15 protein-coding genes are annotated in these 16589 nt (G+C 48.3%); 14 read left to right on the top strand and 1 reads right to left on the bottom strand.

Annotated elements, in window-relative coordinates; genetic code table 11:
* Positions 1-34: 34 nt before the first annotated feature.
* The 14 genes from ABIN22_RS13405 to lgt are packed head-to-tail and all read left to right on the top strand — an operon-like array spanning position 35 to position 15587.
* Positions 35-1492: a UDP-N-acetylmuramoyl-L-alanyl-D-glutamate--2,6-diaminopimelate ligase gene (locus ABIN22_RS13405; RefSeq protein WP_346909263.1), complete on the top strand. Its 1458-nt coding sequence runs from the start codon at positions 35-37 to the stop codon at positions 1490-1492.
* Between the two features lie 22 nt (positions 1493-1514).
* Positions 1515-3740, top strand: a complete 2226-nt coding sequence (gene priA / locus ABIN22_RS13400) for a replication restart helicase PriA (protein ID WP_346909645.1) — start codon at positions 1515-1517, stop codon at positions 3738-3740.
* 33 nt (positions 3741-3773) lie between these two features.
* Positions 3774-4250: a peptide deformylase gene (gene def, locus ABIN22_RS13395; protein WP_109731054.1), complete on the top strand. Its 477-nt coding sequence runs from the start codon at positions 3774-3776 to the stop codon at positions 4248-4250.
* 1 nt (position 4251) lies between these two features.
* Positions 4252-5190, top strand: a complete 939-nt coding sequence (gene fmt / locus ABIN22_RS13390; protein ID WP_346909260.1) for a methionyl-tRNA formyltransferase — start codon at positions 4252-4254, stop codon at positions 5188-5190.
* Positions 5191-5245: 55 nt separating this feature from the next.
* Complete coding sequence (locus tag ABIN22_RS13385) at positions 5246-5944, top strand: zinc metallopeptidase (protein ID WP_109731056.1); 699 nt, start codon at positions 5246-5248, stop codon at positions 5942-5944.
* 26 nt (positions 5945-5970) lie between these two features.
* The gene (gene rsmB, locus ABIN22_RS13380) at positions 5971-7323 is read left to right on the top strand and encodes a 16S rRNA (cytosine(967)-C(5))-methyltransferase RsmB (protein ID WP_346909258.1); all 1353 of its coding nucleotides are present in this window, start codon (positions 5971-5973) and stop codon (positions 7321-7323) included.
* A 21-nt stretch (positions 7324-7344) separates the two neighbouring features.
* A complete protein-coding gene (gene rlmN / locus ABIN22_RS13375) occupies positions 7345-8385 on the top strand; it encodes a dual-specificity RNA methyltransferase RlmN (RefSeq protein WP_109731058.1) in 1041 nt (346 codons plus the stop codon).
* A gap of 12 nt (positions 8386-8397) precedes the next feature.
* Positions 8398-9141: a Stp1/IreP family PP2C-type Ser/Thr phosphatase gene (locus ABIN22_RS13370; protein ID WP_109731059.1), complete on the top strand. Its 744-nt coding sequence runs from the start codon at positions 8398-8400 to the stop codon at positions 9139-9141.
* Positions 9135-11252 carry a Stk1 family PASTA domain-containing Ser/Thr kinase gene (gene pknB, locus ABIN22_RS13365; protein ID WP_109731060.1) on the top strand — a complete coding sequence of 706 codons (2118 nt, stop codon included), beginning with the start codon at positions 9135-9137 and terminating at the stop codon, positions 11250-11252. The genes ABIN22_RS13370 and pknB overlap by 7 nt, the downstream gene beginning before the upstream one ends.
* A gap of 3 nt (positions 11253-11255) precedes the next feature.
* On the top strand, positions 11256-12134 hold the full coding sequence (gene rsgA / locus ABIN22_RS13360; protein WP_118620128.1) for a ribosome small subunit-dependent GTPase A: 879 nt from the start codon (positions 11256-11258) through the stop codon (positions 12132-12134).
* 1 nt (position 12135) lies between these two features.
* The gene (gene rpe / locus ABIN22_RS13355; RefSeq protein WP_109731062.1) at positions 12136-12798 is read left to right on the top strand and encodes a ribulose-phosphate 3-epimerase; all 663 of its coding nucleotides are present in this window, start codon (positions 12136-12138) and stop codon (positions 12796-12798) included.
* A complete protein-coding gene (locus tag ABIN22_RS13350; RefSeq protein WP_109731063.1) occupies positions 12791-13444 on the top strand; it encodes a thiamine diphosphokinase in 654 nt (217 codons plus the stop codon). The genes rpe and ABIN22_RS13350 overlap by 8 nt, the downstream gene beginning before the upstream one ends.
* A gap of 51 nt (positions 13445-13495) precedes the next feature.
* On the top strand, positions 13496-14593 hold the full coding sequence (ychF, locus tag ABIN22_RS13345; RefSeq protein WP_118620130.1) for a redox-regulated ATPase YchF: 1098 nt from the start codon (positions 13496-13498) through the stop codon (positions 14591-14593).
* 46 nt (positions 14594-14639) lie between these two features.
* The gene (lgt, locus tag ABIN22_RS13340) at positions 14640-15587 is read left to right on the top strand and encodes a prolipoprotein diacylglyceryl transferase (RefSeq protein ID WP_109731065.1); all 948 of its coding nucleotides are present in this window, start codon (positions 14640-14642) and stop codon (positions 15585-15587) included.
* Positions 15588-15756: 169 nt separating this feature from the next.
* Here the strand turns inward: lgt and ABIN22_RS13335 are convergent.
* A partial coding sequence (locus ABIN22_RS13335; RefSeq protein ID WP_346909252.1) for an Rpn family recombination-promoting nuclease/putative transposase occupies positions 15757-16589 on the bottom strand: 833 nt, incomplete at its 5' end.

Below are 16589 nucleotides of genomic sequence, written 5' to 3'. Positions count from 1 at the left end.
ATAATAGTATACCCAAAAAGCAGGAGGAATGCAGATGAAACTAACACAGTTATTAGAACGTTTAGAATATGAAGTAATACAGGGAAACGATGAGATCGAGGTCCGGGAGCTGATCAATGATTCCAGAAAAGTCAGGGAAGGCAGTGTATTTGTCTGTATCAGCGGCGCAGTCGTTGACGGACATGAATTTGTCGGCGATGTGGCGGCGAAAGGGGCGGCCGCGGTTATTGTAGAGAAGGACGTAGAAGCCCCGGAAGATATGACGGTGATCCGGGTACCGGATACAAGATATGCTCTGGCACTGATGTCCGCGGCTTATTTCGGATATCCGGCGGATAAGATGAAGATCATTGGAATTACCGGTACAAAGGGGAAGACAACAACGACTTACATGATCAAGTCTATCCTTGAAGGGGTCGGGCATAAGGTCGGCCTGATCGGAACAATAGAGGCGATTATCGGGGACGAGACGATACCGGCCGCTAATACGACGCCGGAGTCTTATACGATCCACCAGTATTTTGCCAGAATGGCGGAAGCAGGCTGTGACTGTGTTGTCATGGAAGTTTCATCACAGGGGCTGATGCTCCACAGGACCGCAGGGATCCCGTTTGAGATCGGTATTTTCACCAATCTGGGAAGAGACCACATTGGGCCGAATGAACATGCGGATTTCGAAGATTACAAGCGGTGCAAGGGGCTTTTGTTCCAGCAGTGCAGACTCGGGATCGCCAATGTGGATGACCCATATTTCGTGGATGTGTTTGCAAAGGCAACTTGTACAACGGAGACTTTTGGATTTTCAGAAAAGGCAGATCTAAGGGCCACGGATACACATCTTGTTTCCAGACCCGGGTATCTGGGCGTGGCCTATCATGTGAGCGGCCTGATGGATTTTGATGTAGAGATTGATATTCCGGGCAAATTCAGTGTCTACAATTCGTTGACGGCCATTGCAGTCTGCAGACATTTCCAGGTGCCTGCTGATAAGATAAAGAAGGCTCTGAAGATGGCAAATGTGAAGGGCCGCATCGAGATGGTGAAAGTATCGGATGAGTTTACACTGATGATTGATTATGCACATAACGCCATGAGTCTGGAAAGCCTGCTGACAACGCTGAAGGAGTATCAGCCGGCCCGTCTGGTCTGTCTCTTCGGATGCGGAGGCAACCGGTCTAAGGACAGACGCTATGAGATGGGGGAAGTATCAGGCAGGCTCGCGGACCTGACAATTATTACATCGGATAATCCAAGGTTTGAGGACCCACAGGCAATCATTGACGATATCAAGACAGGAATCGGCAGGACAGACGGGAAGTATGTGGAGATCTGTGACAGGAAAGAAGCCATCCGGTATGCGATCGAGCATGGGCGGCCGGGGGATGTCATCGTGCTGGCCGGAAAGGGACACGAAGATTATCAGGAGATAAAGGGTGTGAAGTATCCGATGGATGAAAGGGTTCTCATTTCCGAAATCCTGTCCGGAAAGTAGAAAAGTAGGTGATGACATTTACATGTATGCGGATATCATTGTAGATATTACACATGAAAAACTGGACAGAGTCTTTCAATACAGGATCCCCTCCCGTCTGGAAGGGGAACTTTCTGTCGGGATGGAAGTGATCGTTCCTTTTGGCAGGGGCAACCGTGAGACAAAAGGTTATGTAACCGGCCTGTCGGATAAATGTAATTATGATGAAACAAAAGTAAAAGAACTGCTGGACATTTCCAGAAGCGGCATGGCGATCGAAGGAAAACTGGTCGCACTCGCCGCGTGGATGAAGGAACAGTACGGTGGGACGATGATACAGTCACTGAAGACGGTCCTCCCGATCAAGCAGAAAGAGAATGCGAAGGTGAAGAAACGGGTACGGCTTCTTCTGGACGAGGAAGAGGGAAAGAAAAAGCTGGACTTTTATCTGGAGAAGAACCAGAAGGCCAGGGCAAGACTTCTGGCGGCGCTTCTGGATGAGCCAATTCTTGACTATGAACTGGTATCGCGCAAGCTGAACATAACGCTTACCGTCATCCGGGCAATGGAAGAACAGGGGATCGTGGCTCTGGAATCTGAGCAGGTTTACCGGAATCCTGTGAAAGGGGAACGGATTGAGAACGGTATTACGTTTACAGAGGAACAGAGGCATGCCATCCAGAGATTCTGGGAAGACTATGAACAGGGAAAACGCGGCACTTATCTGATCTACGGAGTGACCGGGAGCGGCAAGACGGAGGTTTACATCGAGATGATACGCCGGGTTGCGGCACAGGGAAAGCAGGCAATCGTACTGATCCCCGAAATTGCCCTCACATATCAGACTGTTATGCGGTTCTACAGGAACTTCGGGGACAGGGTGTCCATTATGAATTCCAGGCTCTCTGCAGGAGAGCGTTATGACCAGATGATGCGGGCAAAGGAGGGGAAGATCGATGTCATGATCGGTCCCCGTTCTGCTTTATTTACCCCGTTTCCGAATCTTGGGCTGATTGTGATGGATGAGGAACATGAGACGACTTATAAAAGTGAGCAGGTGCCCCGTTACCATGCGAGGGAAACGGCCATTGCGAGGGCGGAAATGGAACATGCGAGTGTGATACTCGGTTCTGCGACCCCGTCTCTTGAGGCCATGTATCGTGCGAAAAAGGGCGAGTACCATCTCCTGGAGATGCGTAACCGCTCCGGAATGCAGGATATGGCGGAAGTATATACAGTGGACCTGCGCGAAGAACTAAAAAACGGGAATCGTTCCATCCTGAGCATAAAACTACAGGAACTGATGGCCGACAGGCTCGAAAAGAAAGAGCAGATCATGCTTTTCCTGAACCGGCGCGGATATGCGGGATTCATATCCTGCCGGGAGTGCGGACATGTCATCAAGTGCCCGCACTGTGACGTGTCCCTGTCTTCCCACAGGAACGGGAAGATGGTATGCCATTACTGTGGGTTTGAAGAGCCGAAGCCATCTGTCTGCCCGGAATGTGGTTCCCGGCATATCGGAGAGTTCAGGGCCGGGACCCAGCAGATCGAGGAGATCGTAAAAACGTTGTTCCCACAGGCCCGGGTGCTGCGTATGGATATGGATACGACCCGGCAGAAAGACGGCCATGAGAAGATCCTGTCGGCATTTGCCAATGAGGAGGCTGACATTCTGGTCGGCACGCAGATGATTGTTAAGGGACATGATTTCCCGAATGTGACACTGGTCGGCGTCCTTGCCGCGGATATGTCACTGTATTCCGATGATTACCGGGCGGGAGAGCGGACATTCCAGCTGCTGACACAGGCGGTTGGCCGTGCGGGGCGCGGTACAAAGAAGGGGGAAGCGGTCATTCAGACATACAGTCCGGAGCATTACGGGATTGTGACTGCTGCGGAGCAGGATTACGAGGCATTTTATGAAGAAGAGATCCGGTACCGGGAACTGATGGGTTACCCGCCCGCCGAGAATCTGCTTGCAGTGCTTGTGAGCTGTGAGGATGAGCCGCTCCTTGAAAAGGGGTGCAGGTATCTGAAAGAGTATGCACTGCGTTTCAGGAAAGATGCACAGATGGATATCATCGGGCCAGCCAGCCCGGGGATCGGGAAGATCAACGATGTATATCGGAAAGTACTCTACCTGAAAGCGGAAAGATATGATACACTGATAAGGATGAAAAATTATATGGAGCAGTACATCGAGGTGAATCCGGGATTTCAGAAGATGAGAATCCAGTTTGATTTTAACCCGATGAATGTTTTTTAGTAAAAATAGCAGAATAGTAATGTGGAGGAAGTTATGGCAATCAGAGAGGTCAGAGAAATTGGAGACGAGATCTTAACGAAAAAATGTAAAGAAGTGACAAAGATGACTCTTCGGACAAGAGTACTTATCGAAGACATGCTGGATACGATGTATGAGAAGTTTGGTGTAGGGCTTGCGGCCCCGCAGGTCGGAGTGCTGAAGAACATCGTCGTGATTGATGTGGGAGAGGGGCCGATCGTCCTGATCAATCCCGAAATCATTGAGGCGGATGGCGAGCAGACCGGAGAGGAAGGGTGCTTAAGCGTGCCGGGAAAATGGGGGATTGTAACCAGGCCGGACCATGTGAAAGTCCGTGCCCTCAATGAGGAGATGGAGGAATTCGAGATAGAAGGCGAAGGGCTGCTGGCAAGGGCATTCTGCCATGAGATCGACCATCTTTCAGGTGATCTGTATGTGAACAAAGTGGAAGACGGGCTTCATGATGTACAGACTGAGGAGGAAGAAGAATAAAATGAGAATCATATTTATGGGAACCCCTGATTTTTCAGTCGGAACACTGGAGGCATTGATTGCGGCGGGACATGACGTATGTCTGGCCGTGACACAGCCGGATAAGCCGAAAGGCAGAGGTAAGGAGATGCAGTTCACCCCGGTCAAGGAGGCCGCAGTGAAGCATGGAATCCCTGTATACCAGCCGGTCAAAGTAAGACAGCCGGAATGCGTGGCGAAGCTTCGCAGCTATCAGGCTGATGTGATCGTCGTTGTAGCGTTCGGACAGATCCTGCCGAAAGACATTCTGGATCTGACTCCTTATGGCTGCATCAATGTCCATGCGTCCCTGCTTCCGAAATACAGAGGCGCGGCCCCGATCCAGTGGGCGATCATCAGAGGGGAAGAAGTGACCGGTGTTACAACGATGCAGATGGATGAAGGTCTGGACACAGGTGATATGATTTTAAGGACAGAGATTTCGATTACTGAAGAAGAAACAGGAGAGAGCCTGCATGACAAGCTGGCAAGGGCTGGTGCAGACTTATGTGTAGAGACACTTGCGGCACTGGAGGACGGGACGGCTGTATTCGAGCACCAGCAGGAAACGCCGACCCCGTATGCGAAGATGCTGAACAAGCAGATGGGAAATATCGACTGGACACAGTCCGCCCGGGAGATTGAACTTCTGGTGAGGGGACTGAACTCCTGGCCGAGTGCCTATACCCACTGGGGGGATAAGGTGGTAAAGATCTGGAAGGCAAAGGCAGTGTCAGGTGAGGCGTTTTCCACTAAAGAGCCGGGAACGGTACTTACGGTAGAGAAAGACTGCTTCACGGTGCAGACCGGAAACGGGGTACTGAAGATCAGCGAACTCCAGCTTCCCGGGAAAAAGAGAATGGAGACGAGTGCATTTCTGAGGGGATATACACTGGAACCCGGTACCATATTCACGGCTTAGTTTCCCTGTAAGGGGCTTTCATGCCGTGTATCTTAACTAGACAGGAGGAAGTCATATGTTTTTTTATTATGATCCTACGTATATACTTGTATTAATAGGGGCGCTGATCTGTATCATAGCTTCAGGCAGGGTCAACAGCGTGTTTAACCGTTACTCTCAGGTGCGCAGCCATTCCGGCATGACGGGGCGCGAGGCGGCGGAGAAGATTCTGAGGGCAAACGGAATCCATGATGTGACCGTCCAGCATATATCAGGGAATCTGACAGACCACTATGATCCAAGAAACAAGACATTGAGTCTGTCCGACGCCACATACCAGTCTGCATCGGTGGCGGCGATCGGGGTTGCGGCACATGAGTGCGGCCATGCGGTGCAGCACCATGTCGGTTATGCACCGCTGAAGATCAGGGGTGCACTTGTACCCGTTGCGAACTTTGGTTCTATGGCGGCATGGCCGCTGATTATCATCGGGCTGTTTATAAACGGCAACATGTCCCTGATGCTGATCAATCTGGGAATCTTGCTGTTTTCAGCAGCAGTCCTGTTCCAGCTTGTGACACTGCCGGTGGAGTTTAACGCATCCAGAAGAGCCGTTAAGGTTCTCGAAAATACCGGAATGCTTTACCCGGAGGAAGTAGATGCAACAAAGAAGGTACTCGGGGCCGCTGCGCTGACTTACGTGGCGAGTGCGGCATCAATGATTCTGCAGCTGTTAAGATTACTATTGATCAGCGGACGCAGACGCGGCGATTGAGAATAAATGAAATTGGAGGATATAGTATGACAAAACCGTTAAGCGAGCGGGAGATTGTGCTCGGAATTTTAATGGATGTGACGGAACATGATGTTTACAGCCATATTGCACTGGGAAATGTGCTCAGTAAATATCAGTATCTGGATAAGAAGGAGCGCTCGTTTATCACAAGGGTGACAGAGGGGACGCTCGAGCATATGATAGAGATTGATTATATCCTCAATCAGTTTTCAAAAGTAAAAGTACAAAAGATGAAGCCGGTCATCCGCAATATTCTGCGCAGTGCGGTATACCAGTTAAAATACATGGACAGTGTGCCAGATTCCGCCGTCTGTAATGAGGCAGTAAAACTGGCTGTGAAAAAAGGATTCGGCACACTGAAAGGATTTGTGAACGGTGTGCTTCGGAATGTGGCACGGAAAATGGATGAGGTCAGTTATCCCAAAGAGCCGGTGGAGGCCCTTTCTGTGAAGTACTCCATGCCGGGCTGGATACTTGATTTGTGGCTGGAAGAATACAGCATCGATACCGTGGAGAAGATCCTTGCCGATTTCCAGAAGGAGAAGCCAGTGACAATCCGCTGTAATACAAGCCGTATCAGTCCGGAAGAACTGGAAGAGAGGCTGAAAGCAGAAGGTGTTACGGCTGTGAAACATAAGTACCTGCCTTATGCGTACAGTATCACCGGATATGATTATCTGGGGGAGATGGAGAGCTTCCGGCAGGGACTTTTTGCGGTTCAGGACATAAGTTCCATGTTGGTAGGGGAAATTGTATCCCCGAAGGAAGGCGACAATATTCTTGATGTGTGTGCGGCTCCCGGCGGGAAGTCCATCCACCTTGCGGATAAATTAAACGGGACAGGGCATGTGGAGGCACGGGACCTGACAACATATAAGACAGGGCTGATTCAGGAAAATGTAGGCCGGATGCAGTTTGGCAATATATCCGTGGTACAGTGGGACGCGACAGTTCCGGATGAGGCCGCGTTTGACAGTGCGGATATTGTGATAGCTGACCTGCCGTGCTCAGGTCTGGGTGTGCTGGGCAGAAAGACAGACCTGAAGTATAAGACGATGAAAGAACAGATACAGGAACTCTCAGGGCTTCAGAAGAAGATACTGGATGTTGTCCGCCGGTATGTGAAGCCGGGCGGTGTCCTGATCTACAGCACCTGTACGATCAGCCGGGCCGAGAATATGGATAATGTACACTGGTTTTTAGAGAAATACCCGGAGTTTACACTGGATAACATAGAAGATAAGGTGTGCAGTGAATTAAAGGACAGTGTGACAGAACAGGGGTGTTTAAGGCTCCTGCCGGGCGTACATGAGAGTGACGGGTTCTTTATTGCAAGATTTCGCAGAAGTTTAGAGTAATTAAGGAAGGCACGGAGTATTATGAAAAAAGATATTCGCGCATATACATATGAACAACTACAGGAAGAAATGGCATCCCTGGGGGAAAAGAAGTTCCGCGCAAAGCAGATTTACGAATGGCTCCATGTAAAACTGGCGGAAGATTTTGAAGAGATGACAAATCTTTCAAAAAGTTTACGTGAAAAGCTGGAAAAAGAATATACGATACTGCCGGTGAAAATGCTGGAAAGGCAGGAATCGGCTCTGGACGGCACCAATAAGTTCTTATTCCGGCTGTATGACGGGAATGTGGTGGAAAGTGTTCTGATGCGCTATAAGCACGGTAATTCCGTGTGTATTTCCTCACAGGTAGGGTGCCGGATGGGATGCCGTTTCTGTGCATCCACCATAGGCGGCCTTGTCAGAAATCTTTCCCCGTCGGAGATGCTCGGCCAGATCTACCAGATTCAGCGGATCATCGGAGAGCGGATTTCTAATGTTGTCATCATGGGGACCGGAGAGCCTCTGGATAATTTTGAAAATTTTCTCCGTTTTATCAGGCTTCTGACAGACGAACACGGACTAAATATCAGCCAGAGAAATGTGACAGTTTCTACATGCGGAATCGTGCCGAAGATGCTGGAGCTGGCAAAAGAAAAACTACAGATCACACTGGCACTTTCCCTCCACGGGGCGACTCAGGAGAAGCGGAAAGAGCTGATGCCTGTGGCAAATAAATACAGCCTGGATGAAGTGCTGGATGCGTGCGATGCGTATTTTGAAGAAACAGGACGGCGTATCACGTTTGAATACAGTCTCGTACACGGTGTGAATGACCGGGATGAAGATGCAAAAGAGCTGACAGCCATACTGAAACAAAGGAACTGCCACTTGAATCTGATCCCTGTGAATCCGATCAAAGAACGCACTTTTGAACAGCCGAGCAGGAAAAATGCTCTTAATTTTAAAAATAAACTTGAAAAAAGCGGAATAAATGTTACTATAAGAAGGGAAATGGGCGCAGATATCGATGGGGCCTGTGGACAGCTCAGACGACGTTATGTGCAGACAAACAACGAATAAAGGAGATATGCTATGAAGACATTTTCCATTACCGATGTAGGAATGGTAAGACAAGTGAATCAAGATTATGTCTATACGACAGATAACGCTCTTGGACCTCTCCCAAACCTGTTTGTGGTGGCTGACGGGATGGGCGGGCATCAGGCCGGCGATTATGCTTCAAAATATACAGTAGAAGTTCTGCAGAGAGAATTAAAACAAAGCGATGAGGAAGACGTGGAAAAGGCTCTGGTTGCGGCGATCAAGACGGCTAACAGGGAGATTATTAAAAAAGCGTCTCAGGATTCCCACCTCAAAGGAATGGGAACAACTGTCGTAGCGGCTACAATCGTGAATCAGATGATGTATTTTGCTAATGTAGGGGACAGCAGGCTTTATCTGATCAATCAGGGAATAACCCAGCTGACAAAAGACCATTCTCTTGTGGAGGAGATGGTGCGTCTCGGCGGTATCAAGCCGGAGGAGGCAAAGCACCATCCTGACAAGAACATTATCACAAGGGCAATCGGTGCAAAGGACAGCGTTGAAGTAGATTTTTATGAGCACCGTCTGAAAAAGGGAGACATCATACTGATGTGTACAGACGGACTCAGTAATATGGTGGAGGATGAAGAACTCTTCCATATTGTACAGGGGGGCAGGGACATTGTGGAAGCCGCAGAGTCTCTGGTAGAAACAGCAAAAGAAAACGGCGGTACGGATAATATAGGGATTATCCTTGTAGAGCCGTTTGCGGATGAGGTGAGTATATGTTAAAAGAAGGAGTATTTTTAGGGAAACGTTATGAAATATTAGGGCGTGTCGGTTCAGGCGGTATGGCGGATGTCTACAAGGGCAAAGACCATAAACTGAACCGCTACGTTGCAATTAAGGTATTGAAAAGTGATTACCGCACAGACGAGGTATTTATCCAGAAGTTTTTAAGCGAGGCACAGGCTGCGGCAGGCCTGATGCACCCGAATGTGGTCAATGTCTACGATGTGGGCCAGGACCGTGGACTGTATTATATGGTCATGGAACTGGTTGAGGGAATCACTTTAAAGGAATATATTGAGAAAAAGGGAAGACTCACCGCTAAAGAAACAATCAGCATTTCTATTCAGATGGTGACTGGTATTCAGGCTGCCCATAATCAGCATATCATTCACCGTGATATCAAACCTCAGAACATCATCATTTCCAAGGAAGGAAAAGTAAAAGTAACCGATTTTGGGATTGCGCGGGCAACGACGTCCACCAAGACCATTAGTTCGAGTGTCATGGGTTCCGTCCACTATACGTCACCGGAACAGGCGAGGGGCGGCATTGTGGATGAGAAGAGCGATATCTATTCCGCAGGTATTACCATGTATGAAATGGTGACAGGCCATGTGCCTTTTGACGGTGACTCCACAGTAGCTGTTGCGATTAAGCATCTGCAGGAGGAGATTGTCTCCCCGGCGGAGGAAGTACCGGATATCCCGTACAGTCTGGAATGTATTATCATGAAGTGTACCCAGAAGAATCCGGAACGCAGATATCCGAACTGCCAGGCTCTGATTCTGGACTTAAAACGTTCCCTCGTCAGCCCGGATGGTGAATTTGTAAATATGTCTCTTTATTCGAATGATACCACGGAGACCGTCATGATGACGCCGGAAGAACTGGAACGCATCCAGGGACGCGGATATAATGATGATGATGAATATGACGACGATTATGATGATGATTACGACGATGATTACGACAGCGATGATTATGATGATGATTACGACTATGACTATGACGACGATGATGAAGACTACGAGGGCGGCGGGGACTACGAAGCTGACAGAAAGAAAAAGAGCGATGTAGACCCGAATACAAAAAAAATCATGAAGATTCTGATGATTGTCGCAGCAGTCATTATTGCGTTTATTATAATTTTTGCAGTTGGCAAGGCTGCCGGTATGTTTAAAAACGGAACAGGTACGACCCAGACAGAAACTACGACCAAAGTGAAGGTGCCTGATGTACGCGGAATGACAGTGGATGAAGCAACGACGACTTTGAGCAAGAAGAAACTTGGTATTAAGATTGCGAAGCAGGAAGCGTCGGACACCTATGAAAAGGGTACGATTATCAGGCAGGACCCGGAGGGTGATTCAAAAGTAGATAAGAATACGGAAGTCAGGGTTGTTGTCAGCACCGGAAAAGAAATCAAGACGGTTCAGGTACCTGATGTATCCGGTAAAGATGAAAATAGTGCACAGAAAGCTCTTGAGGCAAAGAATCTGGTTGTTGAATTCAAATCAGAGTATAACGACAGTGTGGATGAAGGAAAGGTTATTTCTACAGACCCTGCGGCAGGCACGGAAGTAAAAGAAGGAACAACCGTGACGATGATTGTGAGCCAGGGGGCAGAGAAGGCCACCGTTCCGACACTCGTGGGACTGAGCCAGGAAGACGCAGACGCTGCACTGGCGGCGGCAGGGCTGGTTACCGGAAGTGTGACAGAGGATTACAGTGACCAGTATGAGGCCGGAATTGTAATGTCCCAGAAGACAAAAGAGAATAAGAAGGTAAACAAAGGGACAACGGTGGATTATGTGGTAAGCAAAGGACCAAAGGTAGAGAAGGTATCTGTACCGGGTCTGGGGAATATGACCTATGATATGGCTATGCAGGCATTATCTGACCGGGGCCTTGTCGGGAATGGAACAGAGGAATACAGCAATGTGACTGTCGGATATGTGGTGTCACAGTCAGCACCGGAGGGTACTATGCTGGAAAAGGGCTCAACAGTTAATTTTGTAATAAGCCTGGGGCCAAAACCGTCGGAAGTTCCTGAAAATCCGGATAACGGAAATGGAGACGGCGGTAATTCAGATTATACAGAAGGTCAGTAATATATGCAGGGAAAGATAATAAAGGGAATTGCCGGATTCTACTACGTTCACGTAGTAGAATCCGGTGTTTATGAGTGTAAAGCAAAAGGTGTATTCCGCAAGGAGAAAATAAAACCGCTCGTAGGAGATAATGTTGAGATTGAAGTGCTCGACGAGTCAGAAAAAACAGGGAATATCACAGAGGTCCTGCCAAGGAAGAATGAACTGGTCCGGCCTGCAGTGGCGAACATTGATCAGGCACTGGTTGTATTTGCCGTTACTGAACCGGAACCGCATTTCAATCTTCTTGACAGGTTTCTGGTTATGATGGAATGCAAAGAGATTCCGGTTGTCCTGTGTTTTAACAAAAAGGACATTGCAAGCAAGCCGGAGCTTGCCTCCCTTCAGGAAATCTACCGCGCCTGCGGATACCAGGTAGTCTTTACGAGTGCACTGAATCAGGAAAACATAGAGGAAGTCGGGAAACTGCTTTCCGGTAAGACGACAGTTATCGCCGGTCCGTCCGGGGTCGGGAAGTCTTCTCTGATCAATCTGCTGCAGAGCGGGGTGCAGATGGAGACGGGCAGCATCAGCAGGAAAATAGCCAGAGGGAAGCATACGACCAGACATTCCGAGCTGATTACAATAGATGAAAATTCATATATCATGGACACACCGGGTTTCAGTTCCCTGTATGTCAATGATTTTGATAAAAGCGAACTGAAGTACTACTTCAGGGAATTCGCACCCTATGAGGGAAAATGCAGGTTCAGTGGATGTGACCATGTCCATGAACCGGGATGTGCGGTAAAGGAAGCATTGGATGAAGGGAAGATCCATCCTGTCCGCTATGAGGATTACCTGGAGATGTACCGGGAATTACAGGAAAAGAAGAGGTATTAGTATGAAGAAGATATTAGCACCATCCATATTGTCAGCAGATTTTAAGGTACTGGGGGATCAGATACGCACGACTTCGGACAACGGGGCAGAGTATCTGCATTTTGATGTCATGGACGGCATGTTTGTGCCAAGCATTTCTTTCGGCATGCCGGTTCTGCAATCCATTCAGGGGGTGAGCAGTCAGGTGATGGATGTCCATCTGATGGTGACCGACCCGATCCGCTATGTAGAAGCCTTCAAAGAGGCAGGGGCGGAAATCTTAACCGTGCATCTGGAGGCGTGTGAGGATATTCAGGCTGTGCTTGATAAAATCCATGCATGCGGTATGAAAGCAGGTGTGTCTGTGAAGCCGGCTACTCCGGTGGATGCGCTTCTGCCGATTCTTGACCAGGCGGAAATGTTCCTGATCATGAGTGTAGAGCCGGGATTCGGGGGACAGGCTTTTATTCCGGAATCACTGGATAAGATCCGTGCTTTACGTGCACTCCTGAATGAGAAGGGGCTGGATACGGATATCGAGGTAGACGGCGGCATCTATCTGACGAATGTGAGGGAGGTTCTGGATGCGGGTGCCAATGTGATCGTGGCAGGCTCCGCGGTATTCAAAGGGAACATCGGTGAAAATGTAAAAGGATTTATGGAGATATTCAAAGAAAATGAGTAAACGAACAGTGATTGTCAGCGGCGGTCTTCTGGAAGAGGATTTTGTAGTTGATATCTTAAAAGACGAAGAAACAGAATTTATAATTGGCGTGGACAGCGGTCTTAGCTTCCTGTATGAACATGGAATACTGCCGGACTATATTGTCGGGGATTTTGACAGTGCACCGGAAGAGATCATCACGTACTACAAAGAAGAGACAAAAGTTCCGGTCCGGGAGTTTAACCCTATCAAAGATGCCTCTGATACAGAGATTGCACTCAGGCTCTGCCTTGACCTGCGCCGGCAGAATATATTAATCCTCGGCGGGACAGGCACAAGGCTTGACCATGCGTGGGCGAATGTCCAGACACTGAAGATTGCCCTGGATGCGGGGGCAGACGCCAGAATCGTGGACAGGCATAATCAGATCCGGCTTCTGGACAGAGATTTTGTACTGAAAAAAGAAGAGGCGTTCGGACCATATTTTTCAGTTTTCCCACTGGACGGCACGGTAGAGAACTTCTGCCTGAAGGGCGCCAAATACCCTCTTAACCACCACGCACTGACGCCGTTTGACAGCCTCTGCGTGAGTAACGAGATCGCGGGGGACGAGGTAGAGATTACATTCCCGTTCGGGGTGGTCGTGCTCATGGAGACGCGGGACTGAAATTAAATCTAATCAAATAATGCACTATAAATATAAGGAGTACAAAGAATTATGAAATTAGGAATTGTTGGTTTACCCAATGTAGGAAAGAGCACGCTGTTTAACTCACTGACGAAGGCAGGCGCAGAATCTGCGAACTACCCGTTCTGCACAATCGACCCAAATGTGGGGGTGGTTACAGTACCGGATAAGCGTCTGGATGTTCTGGGAGAGATGTATCATACGAAGAAAATCGTTCCGGCGGCCATTGAATTTGTTGATATTGCGGGCCTCGTAAAAGGTGCTTCCAAAGGGGAAGGACTGGGAAACCAGTTTCTGGCCAATATCCGTGAGGTAGATGCAATTGTACATGTTGTAAGATGCTTTGAAGACAGTAATATCGTTCACGTGGACGGGAATATCGATCCTTTACGTGATATTGAGACGATTAATCTGGAGCTGATCTTTTCTGATCTGGAAATTCTGGAGAGAAGAATCGCAAAAACGACAAAGGTTGCAAGAAACGATAAGGCGGCAGCAAAAGAGCTTGAGCTTCTGGAGCGTATCAAGGCACATTTGGAAGATAATAAAATGGCAAAGAGTTTTACGACAGATGATGAGGATGAGCAGGAATGGCTGGGCAGTTATAATCTTCTGACAGCAAAACCGGTTATCTTTGCAGCTAACGTGACAGAAGACGATCTGGCAGATGACGGTGCGTCCAATGCAGGGGTTCAGGCTGTCCGCGAGTATGCGGCACAGGAGGACTGTGAGGTATTCGTCGTATGTGCACAGATTGAGCAGGAGATTGCCGAACTTGATGATGAAGAGAAGAAAATGTTTTTGGAAGATTTAGGTTTAGAAGAGTCAGGACTGGAAAAACTGATAAAGGCAAGTTATCATCTTCTGGGCCTGATCAGTTATCTGACAGCAGGCGAACCGGAAGTCCGCGCGTGGACGATCACAAGGGGGACCAAGGCACCGCAGGCAGCCGGAAAGATCCATACAGACTTCGAACGCGGATTCATCCGCGCCGAGGTAGTCAGCTACGATGACCTGATGGCATGCGGCACACATGCGGCAGCGAAGGAAAAAGGTCTTGTCAGACTGGAAGGAAAAGACTATGTAGTACAGGACGGGGATATCATCTTATTCCGCTTCAATGTATAAAAAATAAAATTGTAGTTCCAAGCAGCATAGAAAGGGAGCATGAAATATGCACTATAACATTAATTTTCCACATCTGGGAATCCATCTGGACCATGTCGGAAAATCCATCACCGTATTCGGTTTCGAGATCGCGTATTACGGGATTATCATAGGCACGGCGATTCTGATCGGTTTCCTGATCGCCACACAGGAGGCTAAGAGAACGAGACAGAATCCGGAAAATTATCTGGATATGGGAATCATCGGCGTGATCTGCGGTATCGTTGGTGCCAGACTCTTTTTTGTCATATTTTCCTGGGATATGTACAAAGACGATCTTCTTGAAATCTTCAACACCCGGCATGGCGGTCTGGCAATTTATGGAGGAGTTATAGCGGCAGTCATCACTGTGTTTGTGTATGCCCGTATAAAACGGCTGAGTGCCCCCCAGATATTCGATACAGTAGCAATGGCTCTGGTCAATGGCCAGATGCTTGGCCGCTGGGGAAACTTCTTTAACAGAGAAGCCTTCGGAGAATACACGGACAACCTCTTTGCCATGCAGCTGCCGCTGGATGCGGTCAGAAGCGGGGATGTGACAGAAACGATGCGCAGCCATATACAGGTAATTGACGGCATCAGCTACATTCAGGTGCACCCGACATTTCTCTACGAGTCTCTCTGGTGCTGCGCCATACTGATCATTCTGTTTGCCTATAGAAAACACAAAAAATACGAGGGTGAGCTGTTTCTCATTTACCTGTTCGGATATGGTCTCGGCAGAGTCTGGATAGAAGGCCTGAGAACGGACCAGCTCCTGATCCCCGGACTTGGCTTCCCGGTATCACAGCTTCTCGCCGGTACCATCGTAGTCGTAACAGGGGCTATGCTGCTATACTGCAGAAAGAACCATAAAAGAATGCCCTTTTTAAAAAGCGGCAAAAAATATGAACCAATGCCTGACAAACCTGAAGGAAAAAAACGGCCAAAGGCAAAGGACAGGCTCTTTAAGTAGAAGCCCAAATATTGAATAGATTTTTGGAGACTGTTATGAGCTAAAAATAGATGGAAAAACCACCCACAAGTGGCTTGACCAGTGGAAAAAGTAGAAAAACCACCCTGATACTGGTTAAAGTTTTTTTAGGGTGGTTTTTCTATATGTCTGCATTCGGAATGATACAAGGTTATTCTAATATTTGATTCACTTTATCTATACTCATGTTACAGATGTCAGCAATTTCTTCCGGAGATTTGCCCTGCATGTATAGTTTGAAAACCTGACGGGCCTCCTGAACCCCCATACGTATTCCGGCTTCTTGCCCAGCTTTCAGTCCTCTTTTTTCAGCACTGCTGATCTGGGTATTATAATCCTTCAATGCCTTTTCCCTTGCTTCATATTCCAGCCGTTTCTTCTCGTCAGCACTCAGATTGAGCAATGTATTGTATGCTTCATCGAGATATTCGTTTGTTTTAGCCATATTCTGAAATTCCTCCTTGCTTTTGCTGCTGAAGAACCTCATCCATGCAAGAACATCTTCTCCGGTCTTAACCTCAGGAGGCAGTTTTTTCAGCTCCAGTATCTGAAGTTCCATTTTATCGGAATACAGTTGTGATGTCTGATCATCCCGGAAATGAATCCTGCGGTAACACTTGTTGTCATTCGGAAAATGGATGAAGTCTAAAATACTTACATGGATACACTTCTGCAGCTTTTCATAGGACTCACCTTTACGGATCTGGCTGTCAAACATCTTACTTAAGTAGAACAAGGCGCGTTCATCCCAGTATTCAAAGTATTTGACCTGCATTTCCATGTTCATCTGCGTCCCGTCCTTAAGCAGTACCCGCACATCCATGATTCCCAGCTTATCATCAGCCGAGTCTCTCGGAAGCAGCGTGGGCAGAAGGACCGTATCCTCGACTTCATCCGGCGACAGGTTCAGCAATGCTGAAATGAAGCCCTTCCTGACTTTGGGGTTCTGCATCAGTTCCTTGAAACAAAAGTCCACAGTGGGTA

Source organism: Faecalicatena orotica (assembly GCF_905197545.1).
GTDB classification, from domain to species: Bacteria; Bacillota; Clostridia; order Lachnospirales; family Lachnospiraceae; genus Faecalicatena_A; species Faecalicatena_A orotica.
The sequence above is the reverse complement of the archived record's forward strand: the minus strand, read 5'-3'. Positions and strand labels throughout refer to the sequence as shown.

Excerpts from the sequence above, each read along its gene's own strand:
- rsgA (WP_118620128.1), top strand. The coding sequence starts at position 11,256 with ATGCAGGGAAAGATAATAAAGGGAATTGCCGGATTCTACTACGTTCAC.
- def (WP_109731054.1), top strand. The coding sequence starts at position 3,774 with ATGGCAATCAGAGAGGTCAGAGAAATTGGAGACGAGATCTTAACGAAA.
- ABIN22_RS13405 (WP_346909263.1), top strand. The coding sequence starts at position 35 with ATGAAACTAACACAGTTATTAGAACGTTTAGAATATGAAGTAATACAG.
- priA (WP_346909645.1), top strand. The coding sequence starts at position 1,515 with ATGTATGCGGATATCATTGTAGATATTACACATGAAAAACTGGACAGA.
- ABIN22_RS13350 (WP_109731063.1), top strand. The coding sequence starts at position 12,791 with ATGAGTAAACGAACAGTGATTGTCAGCGGCGGTCTTCTGGAAGAGGAT.
- ABIN22_RS13385 (WP_109731056.1), top strand. The coding sequence starts at position 5,246 with ATGTTTTTTTATTATGATCCTACGTATATACTTGTATTAATAGGGGCG.
- rpe (WP_109731062.1), top strand. The coding sequence starts at position 12,136 with ATGAAGAAGATATTAGCACCATCCATATTGTCAGCAGATTTTAAGGTA.
- ABIN22_RS13370 (WP_109731059.1), top strand. The coding sequence starts at position 8,398 with ATGAAGACATTTTCCATTACCGATGTAGGAATGGTAAGACAAGTGAAT.
- rsmB (WP_346909258.1), top strand. The coding sequence starts at position 5,971 with ATGACAAAACCGTTAAGCGAGCGGGAGATTGTGCTCGGAATTTTAATG.
- ychF (WP_118620130.1), top strand. The coding sequence starts at position 13,496 with ATGAAATTAGGAATTGTTGGTTTACCCAATGTAGGAAAGAGCACGCTG.
- lgt (WP_109731065.1), top strand. The coding sequence starts at position 14,640 with ATGCACTATAACATTAATTTTCCACATCTGGGAATCCATCTGGACCAT.
- fmt (WP_346909260.1), top strand. The coding sequence starts at position 4,252 with ATGAGAATCATATTTATGGGAACCCCTGATTTTTCAGTCGGAACACTG.
- rlmN (WP_109731058.1), top strand. The coding sequence starts at position 7,345 with ATGAAAAAAGATATTCGCGCATATACATATGAACAACTACAGGAAGAA.
- pknB (WP_109731060.1), top strand. The coding sequence starts at position 9,135 with ATGTTAAAAGAAGGAGTATTTTTAGGGAAACGTTATGAAATATTAGGG.